Here is a 21,858-nt window from a genome sequence, read left to right as displayed (position 1 = left end):
ACCCAATCCGCCCCACGAGTTCGTCCGACAGCGTGACGACGGCGGTTCCGGTCCGTCGCCGGTTCCCGCCCACGGGTGGACCGCGCCGATTTTCGCACGACTTTTGGCTGCTCGGCGGGGATTCGGGCACCTTTCCCCGTTCGACCACGCGCTGTGCCCGTGCCCTCCACCTGTTGGTGGACACCCGAGGGGCGCAACGGGGGTCTCCCGTGCCCGGTGCCGTCACGACTTTCCACCTGACTTGACGCACGGCGTTTCGCGCGAGTTCCGGAACCTTCGTCGTTGACCGTTGCTGGGTTTTGAAATCCGGTTACCGCGGCAGTAGCGCGATATCGTTATCGGGGCAGCCCTTCACCTGCACGGCTCCGGGTTTCTGCCTCTTCGGCCGGTGCGTGCGGGGAGCGGCTCGCAACAGTGCTATGGACGCACCGGGCAGCGGTGCCGCGGGAGCTGCCCGAGGCGCCGTCGAGGTGCTGACAAGGCGTGGAGCCGGGACTACGGTCGGCGGCCATGAGGCTACTGCTCGCCGTCCTGATGATGGTCGTCCTCGCCCCCGCCACCGCACACGCGGCACCGCCGACCGCGCGCTGCGAGTTCATCCCCACGCCGGAGAACCCGGCCGCCCGCCCGGTGCAGCCACCGCCGTCGACGGTCCCGGCCCGCGGCACCGTGAAGGTCACCATCGTGACGAACTACGGCGTCGTGGTCGCGAAGCTGGACCGCGCCACCGCACCGTGCGGGGTGGCGAACTTCGCGCACCTGGCGCGGAGCTGGTTCTACACGATGACGCAGTGCTGGCGGCTGACGGACACCGCGCGGCTGGGCGTGCTGCAGTGCGGTGACATCCACCGGGCGGAGGAGGGCGGTCCCGGCTACCGGTTCGCCGACGAGGTCAGCGGTGCGGAGACCTACCCGCGCGGCACCATCGCGTACGGCAACCAGGGGCCGGGCACCAACGGCAGCGAGTTCTTCATCGTGCACTCTTTCGCGAACATCAAGCCGGTCTACACGGTGCTGGGCCACGTCGTGTCCGGCATGGACACCCTGGACCGGATCGTGGCGGCCGGGATCGTGCCGCAGCCGGACGGAACGCTCGACGGCGCACCGAAGAAGCCGGTGCGGATCATCCACGTGGCCGCCTGACCGCGTTTCGCGATCGAGGTCAACGGTCAACCTCGTTCCCCTGCCTGTGATCCCGGTCGCCCCGCGGACCGAAAATCCCTGCTGGGCCCGTTCGCTCGACTGAACGGCGGTTGTACCGATCAGTAACGTCCGATTGGTACAACCATTCGCCCAGCAACGGAGGAGCCGCGGAGTGCTCACCGAGTTCGACCGCACCGGTGACGCGTTCCGCACCGCCGCGCAGACGTTGGACTACCGCCGTTTCCTGATGATCGTCGAGGACGAGCTCGGCTACTCCGGCGCACTGCAGCTCGTGCTCGACGAGTCCGCGTCAGGCGAGAAACTGGTGGTGCGCCTGGAAGAGGGCCGCGCACCCGACCCGGCGCACCCTGCTCGCCCGCTACGCAGAGGTGGCGGCCGCCGTGGAACAGGACCGCCCGCTCACCGTGCGCGTGGAGAACGTCGGCCTGGCCGACTTCACCCGCACCCGCGGCAAACTCGTCGCGGTCGTCGACCGGCGCGGATGATCCCACCTCTGGTCTAGGGTGTCGTGGTGCGAAAGATCCTGGTCATCGGCATCGGCGCGGGCAACCCCGACCACCTCACCCTGCAGGCCGTGAAGGCCCTGCGGACGGTCGACGTGTTCTTCGTGCTCGACAAGGGCGCCGTCAAACAGGAGCTGGTCGACCTCCGCCAGTCCATTGTGGCCGAACACGCGACGGGCCCCTACCGCGTCCTCGAAGGCCGCGACCCCGACCGCGACCGCACCCCCGACAACTACGTGCAGACGATCGAGGCCTGGCGCCGCGACCGCGCCGACGTCTGCGCAGCCCTCCTCGACCAGCTCGGCGACGACGAGGTCGGCGCGTTCCTGGTGTGGGGCGACCCCTCCCTCTACGACTCGACCCTGGCGATCCTCGACGACCTCCTGACCCGCGGCCTGGAGTTCACCGTCGAGGTCGTCCCCGGCGTCACCTCCGTGGCCGCGCTGACCGCCGGCCACCGCGTGGCGCTGAACCAGGTCGGCCGCCCCGTGCAGATCACCACCGGCCGCCGCCTGTCCGAGGGCTGGCCCGCCGACGTCGACGACGTGGCCGTGATGCTGGACGCGAAGTACTCCTTCGAGGGCGTCGACCCCGACACGTGGATCTACTGGGGGGCGTACCTGGGGATGCCCGACGAGGTCCTGGTGTCCGGGCGGGTCGGGGACGTGGCCGCCGAGATCCGCGCGGTGCGGGAGGAAGCCCGTGCGCGCAAGGGGTGGATCATGGACACCTACCTGCTGCGCAGGGGCTAGCCGGCGATCAGCTTCGCGACCGCCCGCTCGACCAGCTCCCTGCTCGCCACCGGCGTCGAGAACGCCAGGATCGACATGTGCACGGTCAGCGCGAGCAGCTCCTCGGCCCCGAACTCCCCCGGCAGCACCCCGCGCTCCTGCGCCTCGGCGATCGCCGCCACCTTGGCCACGTGCGCCTCCCCCTCCGCCCGGGAGATCGCCTCGAACCCGTTCTCCAGCCGGTGGTACCCGGCGAGGCTGAGCAGCTCGGGCTGACGCGCGTACGTCTCGAACAACCGCCCCGCGTACCCCGGCAGGTCGTCCGGCGTGATGGGGACGGCCTCGACCACGGCCGCGATCTGGATCTTCAGGACCTCCTCGAACAGGTCCTCCTTGCTGCCGAAGTAGGCGTAGATCATCGCCTTGTTGCACCCGGCACCGGCGGCGATGCGGTCGACGCGCGCGCCGGCGATGCCGTGCGCCGCGAACTCGGTCAGCGCCGCCGCCAGCAGCTTCGCCTTGGTTGCTTCCCTGTCCCTCACCACGGACCGATTCTAACCAACCAGTTGGTTGACAGTCGACCGCGACCGTGGTTGCCTGGAGTTAGCAACCAACCGGTTAGTTAGGAGCGCGGGCATGAAGGTCGCACTGGTCACGGGCGCGTCGTCGGGCATCGGCGAGGCGACGGCGCTGGCATTGCACGAGGCGGGCTACGCGGTTTACGCCGCGGCACGACGGGTCGAGCGGATGGACGGGCTTGCCGAGCGCGGCATCGAGGTGGTGCGGATGGACGTCACCGAGGACGCGTCGATGGTCGCCGGGGTCGAGCGGGTGGTCGCGGAGACCGGGCGGATCGACCTGCTCGTCAACAACGCCGGCTACGGGTCGTACGGGGCGTTCGAGGACGTGCCGCTCGCCGAGGGGCGGTACCAGTTCGAGGTCAACGTGTTCGGGCTGGCGCGGTTGGTGCAGCTGGTCGTGCCGCACATGCGGGCGGCGGGCAGCGGGCGGATCGTGAACGTGTCGTCGATCGGCGGGCGGATCTACGAGCCACTGGGCGGGTGGTACCACTCGACGAAGTTCGCGGTGGAGGGGTTGAGCGACTCGCTGCGGCTGGAGCTCAAGCCGTTCGGGATCGACGTCGTGGTGATCCAGCCGGGTGCGATCAAGACCGAGTGGGGCGGCATCGCGGTGGACAACCTCCGCAGGACGTCCGGGCAGGGGGCCTACCGCAAGCAGGCCGAGGCGCTCGCGGCGTTCTTCTCACAGGTCGAACGCGGGTCGGAACCTGAGGTGATCGCGGACGTCATCGTCAGGGCCTCCCGGGCGCGCAGGCCCAGGACCCGGTACGCGGCGGGGTTCGGTGCGCGGCCGATCCTGTTCGCCCGCAGGGTGTTGCCCGACCGGGCGTTCGACGCGCTCTTCCTCGGTGCGCTCAACCGGGCCGCCGCCTGATCGCAGCAGGTACCTTCGGTTCAGACCGGAGGGAGCGGTGTGCGCGGGGGTTTGTCGGCGGAGGCCGAACGGCTGTACCTGGCGTTGTTGCGCGGCGGCAGGGCGGATCCCGGTGCGGCGCTGGAGGAGCTCGAACGGCTCGGGCTCACCCGCGGTGGGCACGTGCGGCCGCCGCGGTCGGCGTTGACGGCGATCGCCTCCGAGCACGAGGTCGCCGCCCAGCGGGCCAGGGAGACCGCGGAGGTGCTGGCGCGGGCCTACGCCGGGCGGGGCGGGCTGGACGCGGACTTCGTCGAGGTGCTCAGGGACGCGGACGAGGTGATCACCGCGTTCGAGGAGATGCAGAGCCAGGCCAAGACCGAGGTGCGGGCGCTCGACCCCGGTTCGTACCTGAGCCCGCAGCCGGAGGCGAGTCCCGCGCAGCCGCCGGCGCTGGCCCGCGGGGTCTCCTACCGGGTGGTCTACGACTCGTCGCTCTTGCAGGACCCGCAGGGGTTCGCGTCGGTGCAGGAGAGCATCGCGGTCGGCGAGCAGGCGCGGGCGTTCCCCGGCGTGCCGTTGAAGCTCGTCGTGGCGGACTCGGACCGGGCGTTGATCGCCGTGCCGACGGTGACGGGCACGAACGTCGTCGCCCTGCTCATTCACCCGTCCGTGCTGCTGAGCGCGCTGATCGAGCTGTTCGAGGCGTTTTGGCGGATGGGCGTGCCGATCACGGCCGGCGGGCAGGACAGCGTCGGTGGCGAGCCGACGCTGGCGACGCACCGGTTGTTGTCACTGCTCAGCGCGGGCCTGACGGACGAGTCGATCGCGCGGGAGCTCGGCGTCAGCGACCGGACGGTGCACCGGCGCGTGAGCCGGCTGCAGCAGTTGCTGGGGGCGCAGACGCGGTTCCAGCTCGGGGTGCAGGCGTCACGGCGCGGCTGGCTTTGATCACAACGGGTTAGCGTGCGGCAGTCGTTCATCACTCTGTGGCACTCTTTGGTGACAGATTCCAGACATGGCGACTTTCTGCCATCACCCAGACGTGTTAAACGGCGTTGAAAACCTTTCTCCTCCTCTGAAGGCACGGGCTCATCAGGCCGTGCGGGGGCAGGAAGGGATCGACAGTGACGAAGACTCTCAGAGTCGCGTTGGCCGGGGCGCTCGCCGTCTCGAGCCTCGCGCTCTCACCGGGGGCGCAGGCCGCACCGAAGGCGGACCCGGACACGGCGGCGCTCGCGGGCGCGCTGACCACCCAGACGATCAAGTGGGAGGAGTGCACCTTCCCCGGCGTCGCGGAGGAGACGGTCGCGCGGTTCAAGACCGTCAAGGGGCTCGCGTGCGCCACGGTCAAGGTGCCGCGCGACTGGCACAACCCGCAGGACGGCAACACGATCGACCTGAGGGTCTCGAAGACCGAGACCGCCTACAAGGGCACCGCCCGCCAGGGCATCGCGCTGGTCAACCCCGGTGGCCCCGGCGGCTCCGGCCTGCCGTGGGGTGCGGCGATGGCCCTGCGCGCACCGGTTCTGGCGAGCCAGTACGACTTCATCGGGTTCGACCCGCGCGGCGTCGGCCTGTCCACGCCGCTCAAGTGCTCCTACACGGTCCCGAGCTCGACCGACGAGGACGTGCTGAACCGCGCGAAGGTCGCCGGCTGCCTGGAGAACCCGCTCACGCAGTTCATCACCACCGAGCAGACCGCGTACGACATGGACTTCATCCGGGTGCTGCTCGGGGAGAAGAAGACCTCGTACATCGGCTACTCCTACGGCACGTGGCTGGGCACCTGGTACGCCACGGTGTTCCCGGGCAAGGTGCACCGCTTCCTGCTCGACTCGGCCGTCGACGCCTCGCAGACCACGCTCGAGAAGACGTGGGACCTGCAGCCGCGCAGCCGTGACCGGCAGTTCCAGGAGGCGCTGCTGCCGTACGTGGCGCGCAACAACGCGATCTACGAGGCGGGCACCGACCCGTTCGAGATCCGCAAGAACTGGGAGAAGGCGGGCGGCACGCGCGACTTCCTCGGCCAGCTGTTCACCGCCTGGTTCATCATCCCGGCGATGTACGACACCAGCCAGTACGAGGTCGCGGCCTCCGCGGTGGCGACCGTCGCCGGCACGGTGACCGAGGGCACCACCGCCCAGCGCGTCGAGGCGCTCGTCGCGAAGATGCTGGCGCGTCCGGGTCTGTCGTCGGAGAACGCCGAGTTCATCGCGAAGGCCAAGGCGAACGCGCTCGCGGCCATCGAGAAGAAGGAGCGCATCGCGGTCAAGTCCACGACGGCCGCCGCCGAGGTCGAGACCTGGGACGCGACGTTCGAGGCGATCCGCTGCCAGGACGGCCAGTGGAACCAGAACCTGCAGTACTGGAACTACTGGAAGGCCGACCTGACCGTGAACGCGCCGTTCATCGCGCCGTTCATGAGCACGCCGCTGTGCGCGTACTGGCAGACCAAGAACTCGAAGCCCGCGCCGGACAAGAAGACCTTCCCGCGCGTGCTGCTGGCGCAGAGCGAGCTGGACGCGGCGACGCCGTACGAGGGTGGCGTGTCCACCACGAAGGCGCTGCCGGGCGCGAAGCTGATCAGCGTCGACAACGAGGGCTCGCACGGCCTGTTCCCGTACAACACGGACTGCGTCGACGACCCGATCACGTTCTACTTCCAGACCGGTGCCACGCCGCGCAAGCAGTTCACGGGCTGCCAGGCACTGCCGCTGCCGGGGGAGACCGAGACGTTCCAGGTGGGCGGCACGCTCTCCAACGGCAAGGTGAAGATCAAGATGATCACGCCGGCCGTGAAGAAGGCCAACAAGATCGTGAAGGACCTGCTGAGCTCGTCGTCCACCGCGCAGGCGGACGAGTCGGGCATGCCGTCGAACCTCTGACGGTCTGAGCTGCGGTCGTGGCCCCCGGGAAAGCTTCCCGGGGGCCACTTCTGCTTTGCGGCGCTTGGTCCTCGGCGCTTGCTTCCTAGCGCTGCCACCACTTCTTGCGGACGACGTCGACGATGACGCACGAGATGTTGTCCGGGCCGCCGTTGCCGTTGGCCAGTGCGACGAGCTGCCAGGCGGCCTCCGTGCCGTCCTCTGTGGACTGCAGGATCTCGTGCACGTCGCCCAGGTCGGTGTAGTCGGTGAGACCGTCGCTGCACAGCAGGTAGCGGTCGTCGAGGTGCGCCTGGTGCCAGGACAGGTCCGGGTCGTGCGAGTTGCCGGACTGCAGGGCCCGCAGCACGAACGCGCGGCGCGGGTGCCCGGCGGCCTCCTCCGGCGTCAGCCGGCCGGCATCGACGAGGGCCTGCACCATGGTGTGGTCGTGGGAGAGCTGGCGCAGCTCGCCCTCCCTCAGCACGTACGCGCGGGAGTCGCCGATGTGGGCCAGCTGGAACGCCAAGCCCTCCCAGCGGATCGCCGTCAGCGTGGTGCCGGTGCCCTGCGGGGCCTCCTCGTCGAGCCGGCGCGCGATCTCGCTGACGGCCGGGCCGAGGTCGCCCTGCCAGTGCGCCAGAACGTCCACCGCGATTGCACTGGCGAGCTCGCCGTGCTCGTGGCCGCCCATCCCGTCGGCCACCGCCTGCAGGTCCGCGCGGACGTACACCGAGTCCTCGTTCTGCTCACGGACCAGCCCCGGATCGGTGGCCACGGCGATGCGCAGCTCGTGTGTCATGCCACCAGTAGATCACTTGTGAAGTCACTTCACAAGCAATACGGTTGTGAACATGGATGAGACGGTCAACGCCGGTGACATCGCGCGTCTGGCAGACGTGGGCCGCGCGGCCGTGTCGAACTGGCGGCGCCGGTTCGACGACTTCCCGGTGCCGGTCGGTGGTACGGCCTCCAGTCCGTTGTACCTGCTGCGCGACGTGGAGGCATGGTTGCGGCGCAACGGCAAGCCGTTCCGCGTCTCCCCTGCCGAGCGCCTCTGGACCCAGCTGCGCACCGTCGACGACCTGAAGCTCGGTTCGGCGCTGCTGGCCGTGGAGGCGGACGCGGTGACGTTCGAGTACCTGCACGAGCGGTACGCGGCCGCCCACTCCCGCCTGCTGAACCCGACGCCGCCGGAGATCGCGCGGCTGATGGTCTCGCTGACCGAGGCCCACGACGGCACGGTGACCGACCCGGCGTGCGGCACCGGTTCGTTGCTGAAGCTGGCCGGTGCGCGCCGCAAGGTGGGCCAGGAGCTCGACCCGGTGCTGGCCGCGATCGCGCGCCGCCGCCTGCCGGACGCCTACGTCGTGGACGGCGACTCGTTGCGCCACAACGGGATCGTCGAGAAGGCGGATGCCGTGCTGTGCGACCCGCCGTGGCACGACCGCGCGTGGGGTCACGAGGAGCTGATCGGCGACCCGCGCTGGACGCACGGCCAGCCGCCGCGCGGTGAACCCGAGCTGGCCTGGGCGCAGCACTGCCTGTCGCTGGCCAGGCCGGGCGCGCCCGTCGCGATCCTGATGCCGTCCGCCGCGGCTTCCCGCCGGGCCGGCAAACGCGTGCGCGGCAACCTCCTGCGCGCCGGCGCCGTGACCGCGGTGATCACCGTCCAGCCGGGCCGCGACCTGTGGCTGCTGCGCCACCCGCACCCGAGCGACCGCGCACCCGAGCACGTGACGCTGCTCGACTCCCCCGACTCGGTCGACCGCCCGGAGTCGCTCGATCCGAACACGCGCGTGCTCGACCTCCTCGACGACGACGTCGACCTGAGCCCCGGCCGCCTGCGGGGCCAGCACGGCCGCGCCTACGTGGAGACCCGCGCGAAGTACTCGATGCCCGAGCCGCCGGAACTGCACGACCGCGTCCTGCCGCCGATGACGACCATCGGCGACCTGCTCCGGGCGGCCCCCGGCCCGCACGTCGTCACGTCCCCGACCGGCGCGACCTACGAGATCGACCCGGCCCGCCTCGACCCGGACTACCTGACCGGCCTGCTCCGCGCCGCGCTCGCCCGCACCCCCACCGGCTCGACGCGCTTGGACGTCCGCCGCACCCAGGTCCCGTCGCTGCCGCTGGACGAACAACGACGCTATGGCCGCGCGTTCGTGCAGCTCAGGGACCTGGAGGACAGCCTGGAGGGCGCTGCGGAGCTGGTCCGTTTGGGATACAACGGGTTGCTCGGCGGCCAGATCGGACCTGCGTAGGGCGCACGGCGATGAGCACGCACCGTGACCTCAATTCACCCGATCGGGATGTCCGGATTCGCGGTCTCGCCCGCCTCGCTGACGAGGAAGCGCGCGGGACAGGCGACCGGGACCCGCACGCGAACCGGAACAGCCCGTCGCCGGCGGCGGTTAGGCTGCGCCGGTGCTGATCGCCGACCGCTACGAGATCGACGACCTGCCGCTGGGCCGGGGAGGCATGGGCGCCGTGCACCGCGGCCGCGACCTGCGCCTGGATCGCCGCGTGGCGGTCAAGCTCCTGCAACTGCCCGGGAGCGACGAGGAGGTCCAGCAGCGCTTCGCACGCGAAGCGCGCATCGTGGCGAAGCTCGAACACCCCGGCGTCCCGGTGCTCTACGACTTCGGCACGTACGAGCAGCGCCTGTTCCAGGTGATGCAGTTCGTTGACGGCGTCACCATCGCCGACCTGGTCGACGAGTTCGGCCCCCTGCCCGAACCGTGGGCCGCCAACATCGCCGCCCAGACCGCCGCCGTGCTGGCCGCGGCCCACGACCGCGGCATCTGCCACCGCGACCTCAAGCCCACGAACCTGATGCTGTGCCCCGACGGCGCCGTGAAGGTCCTCGACTTCGGCCTGGCCCTGCTGCGGGAGAGCGACGTGGCCCCGTTCAGCCGCGCCGGCCAGATCCTGGGCACCCCCTCGTACATGGCGCCCGAGCAGATCCAGCGCGGAGTCGCCGAGCCGCGCAGCGACCTGTACGCGCTGGGGTGCGTGCTGCACGAGATGCTGACCGGCGCACAGCTGTTCACCGGCCCGACGGCGTACGCGGTGTTCGAACGGCACGTGCGCGAGGTGCCGCGAGCCGTCGCGGGCGGGCTCAACGGGGTGGTGCAGCGGTTGCTGGCCAAGGAGCCGGACGGACGGCCGGGGTCGGCGCGGGAGGTTTCCGAGGCGCTGCAAGGGGTTTCGAGGGATGTGCCGGCGTTGCCGGGGTTCGTGGCGGAGGGGTCGACGGGGACGATGTACGCCAACGTGCAGCGGCGGTACGGGAACCGTGCGGTGGATGGCGGGGGCGCGCCTCGGGTGGCGGGGGTCAGGCAGTAGGCGGGCACGCGGTAGGGGTGGCGGAACCGCGCCACAAGCGGTGCGGACGGTGCGAGCCAGGCCGTGGGCACAGAAGCCAAGTCGTAGGCGGAAGCCGCGCGGTGGGAGCGATCACGCCGTGAGCGGCGAAAACCAGGACGTGCGCGCGGAAGCCGCACTCCGGCGGTGCGAGCCATGGCCGGATCACGACGGAATGCGGTTCACCTCGTGCTCCCCGGTGGCCCACAGGTGCTGCACCGCATAGGACCGCCAAGGCCGCCACTCCGCAGCCCGCCGGCTCAACGCCGCCGGAGTCACCGGCAACCCGAGTGACGCAGCCGCCAGCTTGATCCCGAGATCGGTCGGCAAGAAGGCGTCCGGGTCTCCCAGGGCGCGCATCGCGATGGACTCCACGGTCCACGGCCCGAAGCCGGGCAAAGCGTGCAGGGCCTCCCGGACGACGGTGGGGTCCGCGGACATCGACAGGTCCAAACCGGACTCCAGGGCACCGAGCAGTGCGGCCATGGTCGTGCGGCGGGAGGTCGGCACGGCCAGGGTCGCCGGGTCGAACGACAGGGGGAACAGGTGGAGATCGGCGACCGGGGTGCCGAAGCGCTGGACCAGGCGGGCGGCGTGGGTGCGGGCCGCGGCGGTGGAGACCTGTTGGCCGAGGACGGCTCGGACGGCGAACTCGGCGCCGTCGACGGTGCGGGGGACGCGGCGGCCGGGGGCCTTGTGCACCAACGGTTCGAGGACCGGGTCCGCGGCCAGTGCGGTGTCGATGGCGGACGGGTCGGCGTCGAGGTCCAGCAGGAAGCGGCACAGGGCCACCGCTGCGGGCAGGTCGCGGACGTCGGTCAAGGCGAACACCGCTGCCACGTGGTCGGGGCGGGGGCTGAGTGCGGCGATTCCCGGGCCGTGCGGGAGGCGGAGGGTGCGGCGGTAGGTGTTGTCGCGCCACTCCTCCACGCCGGGGACGGCGGTGGCGATGAGGTGTCCGAAGAGGTTGTCGGGGAACAGCGGGGTGTGGAACGGCAGGCGGAGCGGGATCTGGTGCGGGAGTGCGGTGATGGCGGGCAGGGCGCGGCCGGCGGCGAACGCGGCGGAGAGGGTTCGGGCGTCGGCGCCCAGGGAGTCGACCAGTTGGGTGCGCAGATGGCTTGTGGTGCAACCCAGGTGGGACGCCAGTGCGCGGACGCCGGAGCGTTCGACGAAACCGTCGGCGAGCAGAAGTGTTGCGCGCTCGACGATGGACGCGCGGGCCGAGGGCGCGGAGTGGTGCATGTCCTCAATAGTGCCCGTGTGCGCCGTCGAATGCTGGCGGGAAAGGGACATCACCGCGACGGGGCCAACCGGGTGACCTGCTTCGCGATGCGATCAGGCCTGGATAGGCTGGTTGTCGCGCCGTTGCGACAGGGGTGGACTTCAGCAGGGAAGGGCGGCGTCGCGTGCGATGAGGGCGGCTTGGACGCGGTTGTCGCAGCGGAGTTTCGTCAGCAGTCGGCTGACGTGGGCCTTGATCGCCCCTTCCGACAGGTACATCAGCCGGGCGATGCGGGCGTTGGCCATGCCCTGGGCCAGGTACACCAGCACCTCCTGTTCGCGGCGGGTGAGCAGGCCGATGCGGCTGCGGGCGGCGTCGCGGCGGTCCGAGTCGGCGCCGGTGAAGTGGTCCACGAGGGCGCGGGTGGCGGACGGGGAGAGGACGGCTTCGCCCGCCGCCACGGCGCGGACGGCGGTCACGAGGGTGTCGGGGTCGCCGTTCCTGGGCAGGAAGCCCGCTGCTCCGGCGCGCAGTGCGGGGAACAGCAGCTCCTCGGTGGGCGGGGTGCAGAGCATGACCACCTGGGTGCCGGGGGCGTGCCTGCGGATCATGCGGACGGCGGTCAGGCCCTCCATGCCGGGCAGGGCGGCGTCCAGCAGCAGGACCTGCGGGCGGTGGCGGCGGGCCAGTTCGAGTGCGCCGGTGCCGTCGCTCGCCTCCCCGACCACGGCGATGGTGCCGGAGCGTTCCAGCACGCCGCGGACGCCGGTGCGGATCAGCACCTCGTCGTCGGCGATGCCGACGGTGGTCGTGCGCGGCTTGTTCACCAGTTGCAGCCCACCGTTCGTCCGCGAAGCACTCGTCGTCACCGTCATGCGTTCTCCCCGTCAGACCGGACCAGCCACCAGTTTGTTGCCGAACGAGGGTCGGGGGAAGGCAGGCATAACGAGCGCGGTGCGCACCGTCTCGCGCAGGCCGGGGCGTAACGGGGTGCATGCACTCGAACAACCACCGCCACCTGCGGGAACACCGCCGCGAGACGGCACCGGGCTGCCGTTACGGCTGGAGGAGAGGCGCTCATGACCAGCACCGGACGGTGTGCCCTGTGCGCCGGCGCGCTGCCTCCCTCGACCTCGGAGCAGCGCAGGTCCTACTGCTCCAACGCCTGCCGCCAACGGGCTTACCGGCGGCGGGTGAGCTCGGCCGTGCGGGCGCCCGCCACCAGGCAGAAGCCTCGGGTGCTGGCGAACCTGCCCGCGGCGAGGGACGCGTTCGTCGGGCGGCAGCAGGAGCTGACGAAGCTCGACCAGCTCCTGCGCCGGCACCGTCTCGTTACGCTCGTGGGCAGTGCGGGTGCGGGCAAGACGCGGCTCGCGCTGGAGGCGGCGGGGCGGTTGCGGCGCGGGCGCACGGACCGGGTGCTGCTGGTCGAGCTGGGCCAGGTGACCGACGGTGGTGCCGTGCTGCCGGCCGTCGCGCACGCCCTGGGGGTCGAGCAGTCGGACGAGCCGTTGCGGGACACGGTGCTGGAAACGCTCGTGAACATGAGGGTGGTCGTCGTCCTCGACAACTGCGAGCACCTGCTCGACACGTGCGCGGAGCTGGCCGACCTGCTGCTGAACCGCTGTCCCGGTGTGCGGGTGCTCGCGACGAGCAGGGAGGCGCTGTGGATCAGCGGTGAGGTGAGCTTCCACGTGGAGGGTCTGCCGGTGCCGTCGACGGACCGCGACCTGGTCACGACGGCGGCGCCGCGGTCGGAGGCGGTGAAGCTGTTCGTCGAACGCGCACGCGAGCGCAAGCCGGACTTCCGCCTCACGCCGGAGAACACGGCGGCGGTCGCGCTGCTGTGCGCGCGGCTGGAGGGCATGCCGCTGGCGATCGAGCTGGCCGCGCGCTGGGTGCAGCTGCTGCCGGTGGCGGACATCTGCGACCGCGTGGACGAGCCGCTGGAGCTGCTGACGCTGGGCTGCCGCAAGTCGCCCGCGCGGCAGCGGTCGTTGCGGGAGGCGATCGACTGGAGCTACCGGTTGCTGCAGCCGGACGAGCAGTTCGTGCTGCGCAGGCTGAGCGTGTTCGACGGCGGGTTCGACCTGGCGGCGGCCACCGAGGTGTGTTCGACGGAACGGTCGGCGGAACCGGTGCTGGACGTGCTGTCCCGGTTGCAGGCCAAGTCGTTGCTGACCGCGGTGCCGGGCACGACGCGGTTCCGGCAGCTGGAGCCGGTTCGCCTGCACGCCAGGGAGAAGCTGGCCGTGGCGGGTGAGCTGGACGTCGCGTTCGAGGCGCTGGCGCGGTGGTTCACCGACCTGTCGGACGTGCTGATCACCGCGCCGCTGTCGATGCCGGCGGAGGTGCAGGACCGGCTCGACAACCACGTCGACAGCCTGCTCGGCACCGTCGAGTGGGCTGCGGACCGCGCTGACGAGCGGTTGTTGCTGCTCACCGCGGCGCTCGCCGACTGCGCTGCCCGGCGGGGGCGGCTCGGCCAGGCCAGGGCGCTGCTGCGGGACGCACTGCGGCGACCGTCCACAAGGGACGACTACCGGTGCGTGGCGCTCAACCACGCGGCCAGGTTCGCCGCCGAGCAGGGTGACCGCGACGAGGCCGTCGAGCTGTCCGGTGAGGCGTCGCGGCTGGTGCGCGGCATCGGTCACCCGGCGCTGGTGATGAGCTGCCGCAGCACGCTCGCGGCGGTGCAGCAGTCGAGCGGCGACTGGGAGGCGTCGGACGAGAACAACACCGAGTGCCTGCGCGTCGCGGAGCTGCTCGGTGAACCCCTTGCGCGCGCGACGTGCCTGGTCGACCTGGCGCGCACGGCGTTGTCGCTGGGCAAGCACGAACGCGCCGAGAAGGCGGTCATGAAGGCGTTGCCGATCTCGCGCACGTCGGGTGTGCCCGCGCGCATCGCCGGTGCCCTCACCACGCGGGGTGCCGTGGCGTTGGTGCAGGGCGATCTGGATGAGGCGGCGCACGCCTTCCGGGAGGCGTTGCGGATGGACGGCGTGAACCCGCTGAGCGCCCCGGACGCGTTGGAAGGCCTCGCCATAGCGGCGATGCTGCGCGGTCAGGCTGAGCGCGCGCTGCGGTTGGAAGCGACCGGGCGTGCGATGCGCCGGTCGGTCGGCGTTGTGCCGGACCCGTTCTGGGCGGAGAAGGTCGCCGGTGCGATGAACACCGCGCGGCTGATGCTACCCACCCAGCGGGCCGATGAGGCCGCAACCCCTTTGACCCCGACCGAGATCGAGGCGTTCATCCAGGACGAGGTGTGGCTCGACCGCACGGAGGCCGCGCACGGCGAGCTGGACGACCACGAACGGCGTGTCGTCGCGCTGCTGTCGGCCGGACTGACGAACCAGCAGATCGCGAACCGGCTCAACGTGTCCGTCCGCACCGTGGCGGCCCGGTTGCAGCGCCTGCGGGACAAGCTCGGGCTGAGCAGCCGCGAGGACATCGCGGCGTGGGGCGCGGAACGCGCCATCGGCTGACCGGCAACCGGGCTGCGCAAAGGTTTGCGCGCATCGACCGACAGTAGGGCGTGGCGGCGGAAAAGGCTTCTGAACCGCATCAGCACTAGTCCGTTCGAGTGACGGCAGAGGTCTAGACCTTGACCTTCAAGTGGTCTAAACCACATCGTTCAGGCACCCCCTGCGACTGAGGAGACCGATGTCCAAGTTCCGATGGCATCTAGCTGCTCTCTTCGCGGCAGTAGCCGCGATGGTCCTCGGAATCGTCGTCGTGCCCGCCGCGAGCGGTGCCGGTGGCGTTTCCGCCACGTTCTCCAAGGGTTCGGACTGGGGAACGGGCTTCGAGGGCAAGTACACGATCACGAACAACAGCGCGGCGGCCCTGACGTCGTGGACCGTGGAGTTCACGCTCCCGGCCAACCACCGCGTGACCTCGCTGTGGGACGGCTCGTACACGACGAGCGGTCAGAACGTCACGGTCAAGAACACCTGGAACGGCAACATCGGTGCCGGCGGGTCGGTGAGCTTCGGCTTCAACGGCTCGTACACCGGCACGTTCGGTGCGCCGACGAACTGCAAGCTCAACGGCGGCTCGTGCGAGGCGGGCGGGACGAACCCGACCACCACGACCACGACCAGCACCACCACGAGCACGACGACCACCACCACGACCACCACGACGACGACCACCGGTCCGCCGCCGCCTCCCGGGAAGATCAACCTGGGCTACTTCACGGAGTGGGGTGTGTACCCGGCCCGCAACTACCAGGTGAAGAACATCGACACCTCGGGTTCGGCGTCGAAGCTCACGCACATCAACTACTCGTTCGGCAACGTGGTCGGCGGCAAGTGCACCATCGGTGAGGCCTTCCCCGCGATCGAGAAGGCGATGACCGCGGCGGAAGCCGTCGACGGCGTGGCCGACACGTGGGACCAGCCGGTGCGCGGCAACTTCAACCAGCTGATGAAGCTGAAGAAGAAGTACCCGCACCTCAAGGTGCTGTACTCGTTCGGCGGCTGGACCTGGTCCGGCGGCTTCGGTGAGGCGTCGCGGAACCTGCCCGCGTTCGTCGACTCCTGCTACAACCTGCTGAAGGACCCGCGCTGGGCCGGTCTGTTCGACGGCATCGACATCGACTGGGAGTACCCGAACGCGTGTGGCCTGTCGTGCGACACGAGCGGTGCGGCGGCGTTCAAGAACATGTCGCAGGCGCTGCGCACCAAGTTCGGCCAGAACTTCCTGGTGACCGCTGCGATCACGGCTGACGGCTCCGCCGGCGGCAAGATCGACGCGGCCGACTACGGCGGCGCGGCGCAGTACCTGAACTGGTACAACGTCATGACGTACGACTACTTCGGTGCGTGGGCGGCCCAGGGCCCGACGGCTCCGCACTCCCCGCTCACGTCGTACAACGGCATCCCGACCGCCGGGTTCAACTCCGAGGCCGCGATCTCGAAGCTGCGCTCGAAGGGCGTTCCGGCCAGCAAGCTCCTGCTCGGCATCGGCTTCTACGGCCGCGGCTGGACGGGCGTCACGCAGGCCACCCCCGGTGGCACGGCGACCGGCCCGGCTCCCGGCACGTTCGAGGCGGGCATCGAGGACTACAAGGTCCTGAAGACCAAGTGCCCCACCACCGGCACGATCGCCGGCACGGCCTACGCGTTCTGCAACGGCCAGTGGTGGAGCTACGACACCCCGCAGACGATCACCAGCAAGATCCAGTGGGCACGCGGCCAGGGTCTGGGCGGCGCGTTCTTCTGGGAGCTCACGGGTGACACCGCGAACGGAGAGTTGATCACCGCGATGAAGAACGCCCTCGGGTAGTCCTTCGACAACGCCGGGAGGGGAGCTGGTCAGCCCAGCTCCCCTTTCGTTTGCCCGGAAACAGCCGGGTCAGCAGAACGCTTCGGTGAGCAGCTTCAGGTAGGCGTCGGTGGGGTTGCCGCTGGTGGGTGCGCTGGTCGCCGACAGCTCCAGGCGCTTCCGGGTGTCCGGCGTGGTCAGCAGCTCCGAGGAGTAGCCGGGGATGCCGCCGCCGTGGCCCCACACCTTCGTGCCGCACGGCAGGGTCTGCACCTGCAGGCCCAGGCCGTAGTCGGGACTGACCGCGGTCGTCCTGCTGATCTCCTGCTGCTGCGCGGGCTTGAGCAGCTTGCCGCTCGCCAGCGCGACGACGAACGTGTCGAGGTCCTTCGTCGTGGAGATCATCTCACCGGCGGCCCACGCGACCGACGGGTTGAGGCGGGTGACGTCGGTCGGCTTGCCCTTCACGGTCGAGTAGCCGTGCGCGTGCGGGCCCCTGATGTCGAGGTCGTCGCCGGGCACCTCGGTGTCGGCCAGCCGCAGCGGCTTGAGGATGCGCTGCTCGACGGCCTTCTCGTACGGGCGGCCGGTGATCTTCTCGACCAGCAGGCCGGCGACGACGTAGTTGGTGTTGGAGTAGCTCCACTGCGTGCCGGGCTCGAAGTCGAGCGGCCGGTCCGTGGAGATCTTGAGCATCTCCTGCGGTGACCAGTGCTTGTAGCGGATCTGCTCGAAGCCGTCCGGGTCGAGCGGCAGCGCGCTGGTGTAGTCGTAGAGCCCGCTGGTGTGCTGCAACACCTGCCGCACGGTGATGCGGGTGTCGATCGAACCGGGCAGGTAGCGCACGACGGGCGCGTCCAGGTCGAGCTTGCCCTCGCCGGCGAGCTGCAGCAGCACCGTCGACACGAACGTCTTGGTGATGCTGCCGATGCGGAACCGGCCGTTCTCCGGCACCGGGCGGTTGCGGTCGAGCTCGGCCTTGCCGGACCGGGCGGTGAGGCGGTGGCGCCCGTCGGTCACCCTGACCTGGACGCCGAGCGCTCCCCCGCTCGCCGTGATCTGGTCGAGCGCCCCCTGCACGACCCCGCGGTCGATCGCGCCGCCGGTGGCGCCGGCCGTGGTGTCGGCCGCGAGCGCGGTGCCGGTGGTGGCGGCGAGCAGTCCGGCCGTCGTGATGCCGGCCACGAGTCGAACTCTCAGTCGAATCCCCATGTCCACCACCTTGTCGAGGCGCGGGGACCGCCGCATCCACCTCAAGGCGGACGGGCCTCCCTAGGGGTGACCCTGACCCGGGGTGCGTCCTGGCGTGGAATCGCCTGCACGGCAACGAGATCGGCCGCCACCGACCGGGCGGAGACCGGCGGTTCCAGGTGGCGTGATCTGCCCTTGGGGGCGAACGACGGCTGATCGGGCCGGATCAATAGGGCTTGTGCGCCGCTTTCATGGCCGAGACGAGCATTGCGCGCACTTTCGGCCAATGCACGTCCTGCTGACAGGAGAAAGGCGGCAGGAACCCGCCGCACGTGCCCGACGAGGCACCGATCTCCCAGACGAAACTCGGCACACCCAGGTCGTCGTACACCCAGTCGTCGGTGGCACCGGAGGCGTTGTAGAGCAGCTCGCCCGGCTGGCCCGCGCGGAACCCGGACAGCGCGGCCATCTCGTTCGCGATCCTGCGCAGCGCCTCGTCGTTGCCGGACTTCTGCGTGCTCCAGCCCCACGGGAAGAGCACGTAGTTGCCGTAGCTGTGCATGGAGATCACGGCACCGGTCGTGTCCGGTGTGGCCGCCGCGGTGTCACCGGGCGCGCGGGTGTCGCGGTAGAGGCTGCGCCACAACGCTTGCAGCGCCTGGGTCTCCACCTCGGAGTCGGCGCGCGGGCCGCGGTAGACCTCGCTGCACCTGTTCGCGGAGCTGCCGACCTCACCCCAGTGCGAGCCGGCGTTGCGGTTGAGGTCGACGCCGCGCGGACCGCTGGAGCAGGTGCCCTGCGCGTTCTTGCGGTGCGGCACGGGGGTGTCGCCGCCGGACTCGACGATGTCCACGCCGTCGGGGTTCGCGATCGGCACGACCCAGACCTCCAGGTCGTCGAGCAGCGCGGTCAGGTCGGAGCCGACCAGGTCGTCGACGAACCGCCACGCCAGGTCACCGGTGGTGATCTCGCGGGCGTGCAGCTGCCCCATCACGAACAGCCGCGGCTTCGGCGCGGCCGGCGTCAGCGCGCAGTCGCCGGGCGCCATCCTGGTGATGCAGACGGCTTTCAGGTCGTGGCCGCCGTCGCCCTGGGTCTTGCGCCAGGAGTCGCCGTAGTCGACGACGGTCGCGAGGTCCGGGTGCTGTGCGGCGACCTCGTCGAGGTGGGCGAGGTGCGCGGTGACCGTGCGGTAGCCGCCGTAGTAGGTCGTGGCGTCGGGCGACCGCGGCACCTGTTGAGACGCGGACAGCGCCGACTCGACAGTGGACTGGAAACCGTCGGCGCGGAGGTCGTCGGCGGTGTGCGCGTTCCCGATGACGAAGAGGTCCGCGCCGTCGCGGTGTTCCGCGACGTCATAGCCGAGGCCGAGCAGCCGTTCGGCCGATTCCCCCAGCGGGGCCGGGACCCGCAGCACGTACGTCGCCTGTGGACCGTCCGCCGGCGCCGGTGCCGGGCTGAGCAGCAGGGTCAGGCCGGCGAGCAGGGCGAGGGCGGTCCGCATGACCACCGATGATCGGCCGTCCGGGTGAGCCGCGCCAGTCCGTTCGACCGGACGGATGACTACCGTCCGGTCAGTGGGACCCGCAAACTGCCGCTTGGCGAGCTGTGACGAAAATCAATAAGATCGGTCCCAGCATCGCAGCGGTTATTGTGCTCCACGCCGAAACCGACTCGACGACAGCGAGGTCCGCACACAGCCCACGGGAACCCAACGGGAGCGTCAGCCATGGATCATCTCCACCTCGACACCAACGTCGCTGAGATCTCCTACCTCGGCTTGCCGGACCACCTGTACTTCCCCTGGCGCGGCTCCCTCACCGACGACGACGAGGGGCTGGAGCCCACGATCGTCCGCAGCCTGGACTGAGCTCGCCGGGATCGGGCGGGTCAGCCGGTGCGCAGGCGGTGGGCCAGCGCGGTGTGGCGGCGGCCGGCCCCCACGGTGCGCACGGCCTGGCCGATGGCGCGTTTCGAGCCCACGAGGACGACGAGCTTCTTCGCGCGCGTGACGGCGGTGTAGAGCAGGTTGCGCTGCAACATCATCCACGCGCTGGTCGTGATCGGGATGACCACGCACGGGTACTCGCTGCCCTGCGACCGGTGGATGGTCATGGCGTAGGCGTGGCTGAGCTCGTCCAGCTCGGAGAACTCGTAGTCGACGTCCTCGTCCTCGTCGGTGCGGATGGTGAGCTTCTGCTCGACCGGGTCCAGCGCGGTGACGACGCCCAGGGTGCCGTTGAAGACGCCGTTGCGGCCCTTGTCGTAGTTGTTGCGGATCTGGGTGACCTTGTCCCCCACCTTGAACACCCGGCCGCCGAAGCGCTTCTCCGGCAGGTTCTCGCGCGACGGCGTCAGCGCCTCCTGCAGCACCGCGTTCAGCGAGCCGGCACCGGCAGGGCCGCGGTGCATGGGAGCGAGCACCTGGATGTCCTTGCGCGGGTCGAGCCGGAACCTGCGCGGGATGCGGTTCGCCACGACGTCGACCGTGAGGGTGGCGGCGTCCTCGGCCTCGTCGGCGGCGAAGAGGAAGAAGTCCGGCAGGCCCTGCACCACCGGGTACTCGCCGCTGTTGATGCGGTGGGCGTTCGTGACGACGCCCGACTCCTGCGCCTGCCGGAAGATGTGCGTGAGCCGGACGTTCGGGACCGGACTGCCGTGGGCCAGCACGTCCCTGAGCACCTCGCCCGCCCCGACGGACGGCAGCTGGTCGACGTCGCCCACCAGCAGCAGGTGCGCGCCCGGCGGCACGGCCTTCACGAGCTTGTTGGCGAGCAGCAGGTCCAGCATCGACGCCTCGTCCACCACGACCAGGTCGGCGTCGAGCGGGTGGTCGCGGTCGTAGGCGGCGTCACCGCCGGGCTTGAGCTCCAGCAACCGGTGCACGGTGCGGGCCTCGTGGCCGGTCAGCTCGGTGAGGCGCTTCGCGGCGCGGCCGGTCGGGGCGGCCAGGACGACCTTCGCGCGCTTGGCCAGCGCCAGCCGGACGATCGAGCGCACGGTGAAGCTCTTGCCGCAGCCCGGTCCGCCGGTGAGCACCGCGACCTTGCGGGTGAGGGCGAGCTGCACGGCCTCCCGCTGGTGCTGCTCCAGCTCGGTGCCGAGCCAGGCGAGCGCCCTGTCCCAGTTCACGCCCTGGAAGCTCGGCATGCGGTCGGTGTCGCTGTGCAGCAGGCGCCTGAGCTGGGCCGCCAGTGAGATCTCCGCGCGGTGGAACGGCACCAGGTAGATCGCGATCTCGTCGTCGGGCAGCTCCTCGCGGACCACGCCCTCCTCCTCGACGAGCTCGGCGAGGCAGTCGATGACGAGCCCGGTGTCGACCTGGAGGATCTTGATGGCCTCCGCGATGAGCGCCTGCTCCGGCAGGTAGCAGTTGCCGTCGGTGGTGGCCTCGGAGAGCGTGAACTGCAGACCGGCCTTGACCCGCTGCGGGCTGTCGTGCGGGATGCCGACGGCCTTGGCGATCACGTCGGCGGTCTTGAAGCCGATGCCCCACACGTCGCTCGCCAGCCGGTACGGCTCCTCGCGCACGACGTCGACGGCCTTGTCGGTGTACTGCTTGTAGATGCGGACGGCCAGCGACGTGGAGACGCCGACCCCTTGGAGGAAGACCATGACCTCCTTGATGGCCTTCTGCTCCTCCCAGGCGTCCGCGATGGCCTTCGTGCGCTTGGGGCCGAGCTTCGGCACCTCGATGAGGCGCTCGGGCGTGTGCTCGATGACGTCGAGCGCGTCGACGCCGAAGTGCGTGACGATCTTGTCGGCGAGGACCGGGCCGATGCCCTTGATCAGCCCGGAGCCCAGGTAGCGGCGGATGCCCTGGATCGTGGCGGGCAGGACGGTCGTGTAGTCGTCGACGTGGAACTGCTTGCCGTACTGCGGGTGCGAACCCCAGCGGCCGCGCATCCTGATCGACTCGCCGGGCTGGGCGCCGAGCAGCGCGCCGACGACCGTGACCAGGTCACCGCGGCCGGTGTCGACCTTCGCGACGGTGTAGCCGTTGTCCTCGTTGGCGTAGGTGATCCTCTCCAGGACCGCTTCGAGGACGTTCATGACGTGAACCTACAGCGCTCTGCACACGATCTTCACAACTTGTCCCGGCGTCC

At 70.4% G+C, this 21,858-nt stretch carries 17 protein-coding genes; 10 read left to right on the top strand and 7 right to left on the bottom strand.

What is annotated here, in order from left to right:
- Positions 1 to 510 precede the first annotated feature (510 nt).
- The gene (locus ACVDFE_RS11675; RefSeq protein WP_360395376.1) at positions 511 to 1,143 is read left to right on the top strand and encodes a peptidylprolyl isomerase; all 633 of its coding nucleotides are present in this window, start codon (positions 511 to 513) and stop codon (positions 1,141 to 1,143) included.
- 532 nt (positions 1,144 to 1,675) lie between these two features.
- The gene (gene cobF, locus ACVDFE_RS11670; protein WP_458430436.1) at positions 1,676 to 2,419 is read left to right on the top strand and encodes a precorrin-6A synthase (deacetylating); all 744 of its coding nucleotides are present in this window, start codon (positions 1,676 to 1,678) and stop codon (positions 2,417 to 2,419) included.
- On the opposite strand, the gene ACVDFE_RS11665 is transcribed toward cobF, so the two are convergent.
- Positions 2,416 to 2,943, bottom strand: a complete 528-nt coding sequence (locus tag ACVDFE_RS11665; protein ID WP_360395370.1) for a TetR family transcriptional regulator — start codon at positions 2,941 to 2,943, stop codon at positions 2,416 to 2,418. The two genes, cobF and ACVDFE_RS11665, sit on opposite strands and share 4 nt — an antisense overlap.
- 91 nt (positions 2,944 to 3,034) lie before the next feature.
- On the opposite strand from ACVDFE_RS11665, the gene ACVDFE_RS11660 reads away from it, so the two are divergent.
- The 3 genes from ACVDFE_RS11660 to ACVDFE_RS11650 all read left to right on the top strand — a co-directional run bounded on the left by ACVDFE_RS11660 (position 3,035) and on the right by ACVDFE_RS11650 (position 6,720).
- A complete protein-coding gene (locus ACVDFE_RS11660) occupies positions 3,035 to 3,853 on the top strand; it encodes an oxidoreductase (RefSeq protein WP_458430435.1) in 819 nt (272 codons plus the stop codon).
- A 39-nt stretch (positions 3,854 to 3,892) separates the two neighbouring features.
- Positions 3,893 to 4,783, top strand: a complete 891-nt coding sequence (locus ACVDFE_RS11655) for a helix-turn-helix transcriptional regulator (RefSeq protein WP_458430434.1) — start codon at positions 3,893 to 3,895, stop codon at positions 4,781 to 4,783.
- Positions 4,784 to 4,959: 176 nt separating this feature from the next.
- The gene (locus ACVDFE_RS11650; protein ID WP_458430433.1) at positions 4,960 to 6,720 is read left to right on the top strand and encodes an alpha/beta hydrolase; all 1,761 of its coding nucleotides are present in this window, start codon (positions 4,960 to 4,962) and stop codon (positions 6,718 to 6,720) included.
- Between the two features lie 85 nt (positions 6,721 to 6,805).
- Here the strand turns inward: ACVDFE_RS11650 and ACVDFE_RS11645 are convergent, their stop codons facing one another.
- Entirely contained in the window at positions 6,806 to 7,501 is a 696-nt protein-coding gene (locus ACVDFE_RS11645) for a PP2C family protein-serine/threonine phosphatase (RefSeq protein ID WP_360395362.1), read from the bottom strand.
- Positions 7,502 to 7,553: 52 nt separating this feature from the next.
- Here ACVDFE_RS11645 and ACVDFE_RS11640 point away from each other — a divergent pair, with 52 nt between their 5' ends.
- Complete coding sequence (locus ACVDFE_RS11640) at positions 7,554 to 8,966, top strand: HsdM family class I SAM-dependent methyltransferase (RefSeq protein WP_360395360.1); 1,413 nt, start codon at positions 7,554 to 7,556, stop codon at positions 8,964 to 8,966.
- Between the two features lie 163 nt (positions 8,967 to 9,129).
- Positions 9,130 to 10,050 carry a serine/threonine-protein kinase gene (locus ACVDFE_RS11635; RefSeq protein ID WP_458430432.1) on the top strand — a complete coding sequence of 307 codons (921 nt, stop codon included), beginning with the start codon at positions 9,130 to 9,132 and terminating at the stop codon, positions 10,048 to 10,050.
- 183 nt (positions 10,051 to 10,233) lie between these two features.
- Here the strand turns inward: ACVDFE_RS11635 and ACVDFE_RS11630 are convergent, their stop codons facing one another.
- Together ACVDFE_RS11630 and ACVDFE_RS11625 are read right to left on the bottom strand one after the other, a co-directional pair.
- Positions 10,234 to 11,313 (bottom strand): DNA-3-methyladenine glycosylase family protein, encoded by a 1,080-nt coding sequence (locus ACVDFE_RS11630; RefSeq protein ID WP_360395356.1) that lies wholly within the window; start codon positions 11,311 to 11,313, stop codon positions 10,234 to 10,236.
- Positions 11,314 to 11,454: 141 nt separating this feature from the next.
- Complete coding sequence (locus ACVDFE_RS11625; protein WP_458430431.1) at positions 11,455 to 12,168, bottom strand: response regulator; 714 nt, start codon at positions 12,166 to 12,168, stop codon at positions 11,455 to 11,457.
- Between the two features lie 204 nt (positions 12,169 to 12,372).
- On the opposite strand from ACVDFE_RS11625, the gene ACVDFE_RS11620 reads away from it, so the two are divergent.
- Together ACVDFE_RS11620 and ACVDFE_RS11615 are read left to right on the top strand one after the other, a co-directional pair.
- The gene (locus ACVDFE_RS11620) at positions 12,373 to 14,778 is read left to right on the top strand and encodes an ATP-binding protein (protein ID WP_458430430.1); all 2,406 of its coding nucleotides are present in this window, start codon (positions 12,373 to 12,375) and stop codon (positions 14,776 to 14,778) included.
- Positions 14,779 to 14,956: 178 nt separating this feature from the next.
- Positions 14,957 to 16,582: a glycosyl hydrolase family 18 protein gene (locus ACVDFE_RS11615; protein ID WP_360395350.1), complete on the top strand. Its 1,626-nt coding sequence runs from the start codon at positions 14,957 to 14,959 to the stop codon at positions 16,580 to 16,582.
- 69 nt (positions 16,583 to 16,651) lie between these two features.
- On the opposite strand, the gene ACVDFE_RS11610 is transcribed toward ACVDFE_RS11615, so the two are convergent.
- Together ACVDFE_RS11610 and ACVDFE_RS11605 are read right to left on the bottom strand one after the other, a co-directional pair.
- Positions 16,652 to 17,773 (bottom strand): serine hydrolase domain-containing protein, encoded by a 1,122-nt coding sequence (locus ACVDFE_RS11610; protein WP_360395348.1) that lies wholly within the window; start codon positions 17,771 to 17,773, stop codon positions 16,652 to 16,654.
- 205 nt (positions 17,774 to 17,978) lie between these two features.
- Positions 17,979 to 19,256, bottom strand: coding sequence for a M14 family zinc carboxypeptidase (locus tag ACVDFE_RS11605; protein WP_458430429.1), 1,278 nt, complete (start codon positions 19,254 to 19,256; stop codon positions 17,979 to 17,981).
- Positions 19,257 to 19,481: 225 nt separating this feature from the next.
- Between ACVDFE_RS11605 and ACVDFE_RS11600 the strand changes: the two genes are divergently transcribed.
- Entirely contained in the window at positions 19,482 to 19,622 is a 141-nt protein-coding gene (locus tag ACVDFE_RS11600) for a hypothetical protein (protein ID WP_360395344.1), read from the top strand.
- A gap of 20 nt (positions 19,623 to 19,642) precedes the next feature.
- Here ACVDFE_RS11600 and recD2 read toward each other — a convergent pair whose 3' ends face one another.
- Entirely contained in the window at positions 19,643 to 21,805 is a 2,163-nt protein-coding gene (gene recD2, locus ACVDFE_RS11595) for an SF1B family DNA helicase RecD2 (RefSeq protein ID WP_458430428.1), read from the bottom strand.
- Between the last annotated feature and the right edge of the window lie 53 nt (positions 21,806 to 21,858).

This window comes from Lentzea chajnantorensis, from assembly GCF_054300775.1.
The sequence above is the reverse complement of the archived record's forward strand: the minus strand, read 5'-3'. Positions and strand labels throughout refer to the sequence as shown.

Excerpts from the sequence above, each read along its gene's own strand:
- ACVDFE_RS11675 (WP_360395376.1), top strand. The coding sequence starts at position 511 with ATGAGGCTACTGCTCGCCGTCCTGATGATGGTCGTCCTCGCCCCCGCC.
- ACVDFE_RS11660 (WP_458430435.1), top strand. The coding sequence starts at position 3,035 with ATGAAGGTCGCACTGGTCACGGGCGCGTCGTCGGGCATCGGCGAGGCG.
- ACVDFE_RS11645 (WP_360395362.1), bottom strand. The coding sequence starts at position 7,501 with ATGACACACGAGCTGCGCATCGCCGTGGCCACCGATCCGGGGCTGGTC.
- ACVDFE_RS11640 (WP_360395360.1), top strand. The coding sequence starts at position 7,554 with ATGGATGAGACGGTCAACGCCGGTGACATCGCGCGTCTGGCAGACGTG.
- ACVDFE_RS11630 (WP_360395356.1), bottom strand. The coding sequence starts at position 11,313 with ATGCACCACTCCGCGCCCTCGGCCCGCGCGTCCATCGTCGAGCGCGCA.
- ACVDFE_RS11625 (WP_458430431.1), bottom strand. The coding sequence starts at position 12,168 with ATGACGGTGACGACGAGTGCTTCGCGGACGAACGGTGGGCTGCAACTG.
- ACVDFE_RS11620 (WP_458430430.1), top strand. The coding sequence starts at position 12,373 with ATGACCAGCACCGGACGGTGTGCCCTGTGCGCCGGCGCGCTGCCTCCC.
- ACVDFE_RS11615 (WP_360395350.1), top strand. The coding sequence starts at position 14,957 with ATGTCCAAGTTCCGATGGCATCTAGCTGCTCTCTTCGCGGCAGTAGCC.
- ACVDFE_RS11610 (WP_360395348.1), bottom strand. The coding sequence starts at position 17,773 with ATGGGGATTCGACTGAGAGTTCGACTCGTGGCCGGCATCACGACGGCC.
- ACVDFE_RS11605 (WP_458430429.1), bottom strand. The coding sequence starts at position 19,256 with ATGCGGACCGCCCTCGCCCTGCTCGCCGGCCTGACCCTGCTGCTCAGC.
- ACVDFE_RS11600 (WP_360395344.1), top strand. The coding sequence starts at position 19,482 with ATGGATCATCTCCACCTCGACACCAACGTCGCTGAGATCTCCTACCTC.
- recD2 (WP_458430428.1), bottom strand. The coding sequence starts at position 21,805 with ATGAACGTCCTCGAAGCGGTCCTGGAGAGGATCACCTACGCCAACGAG.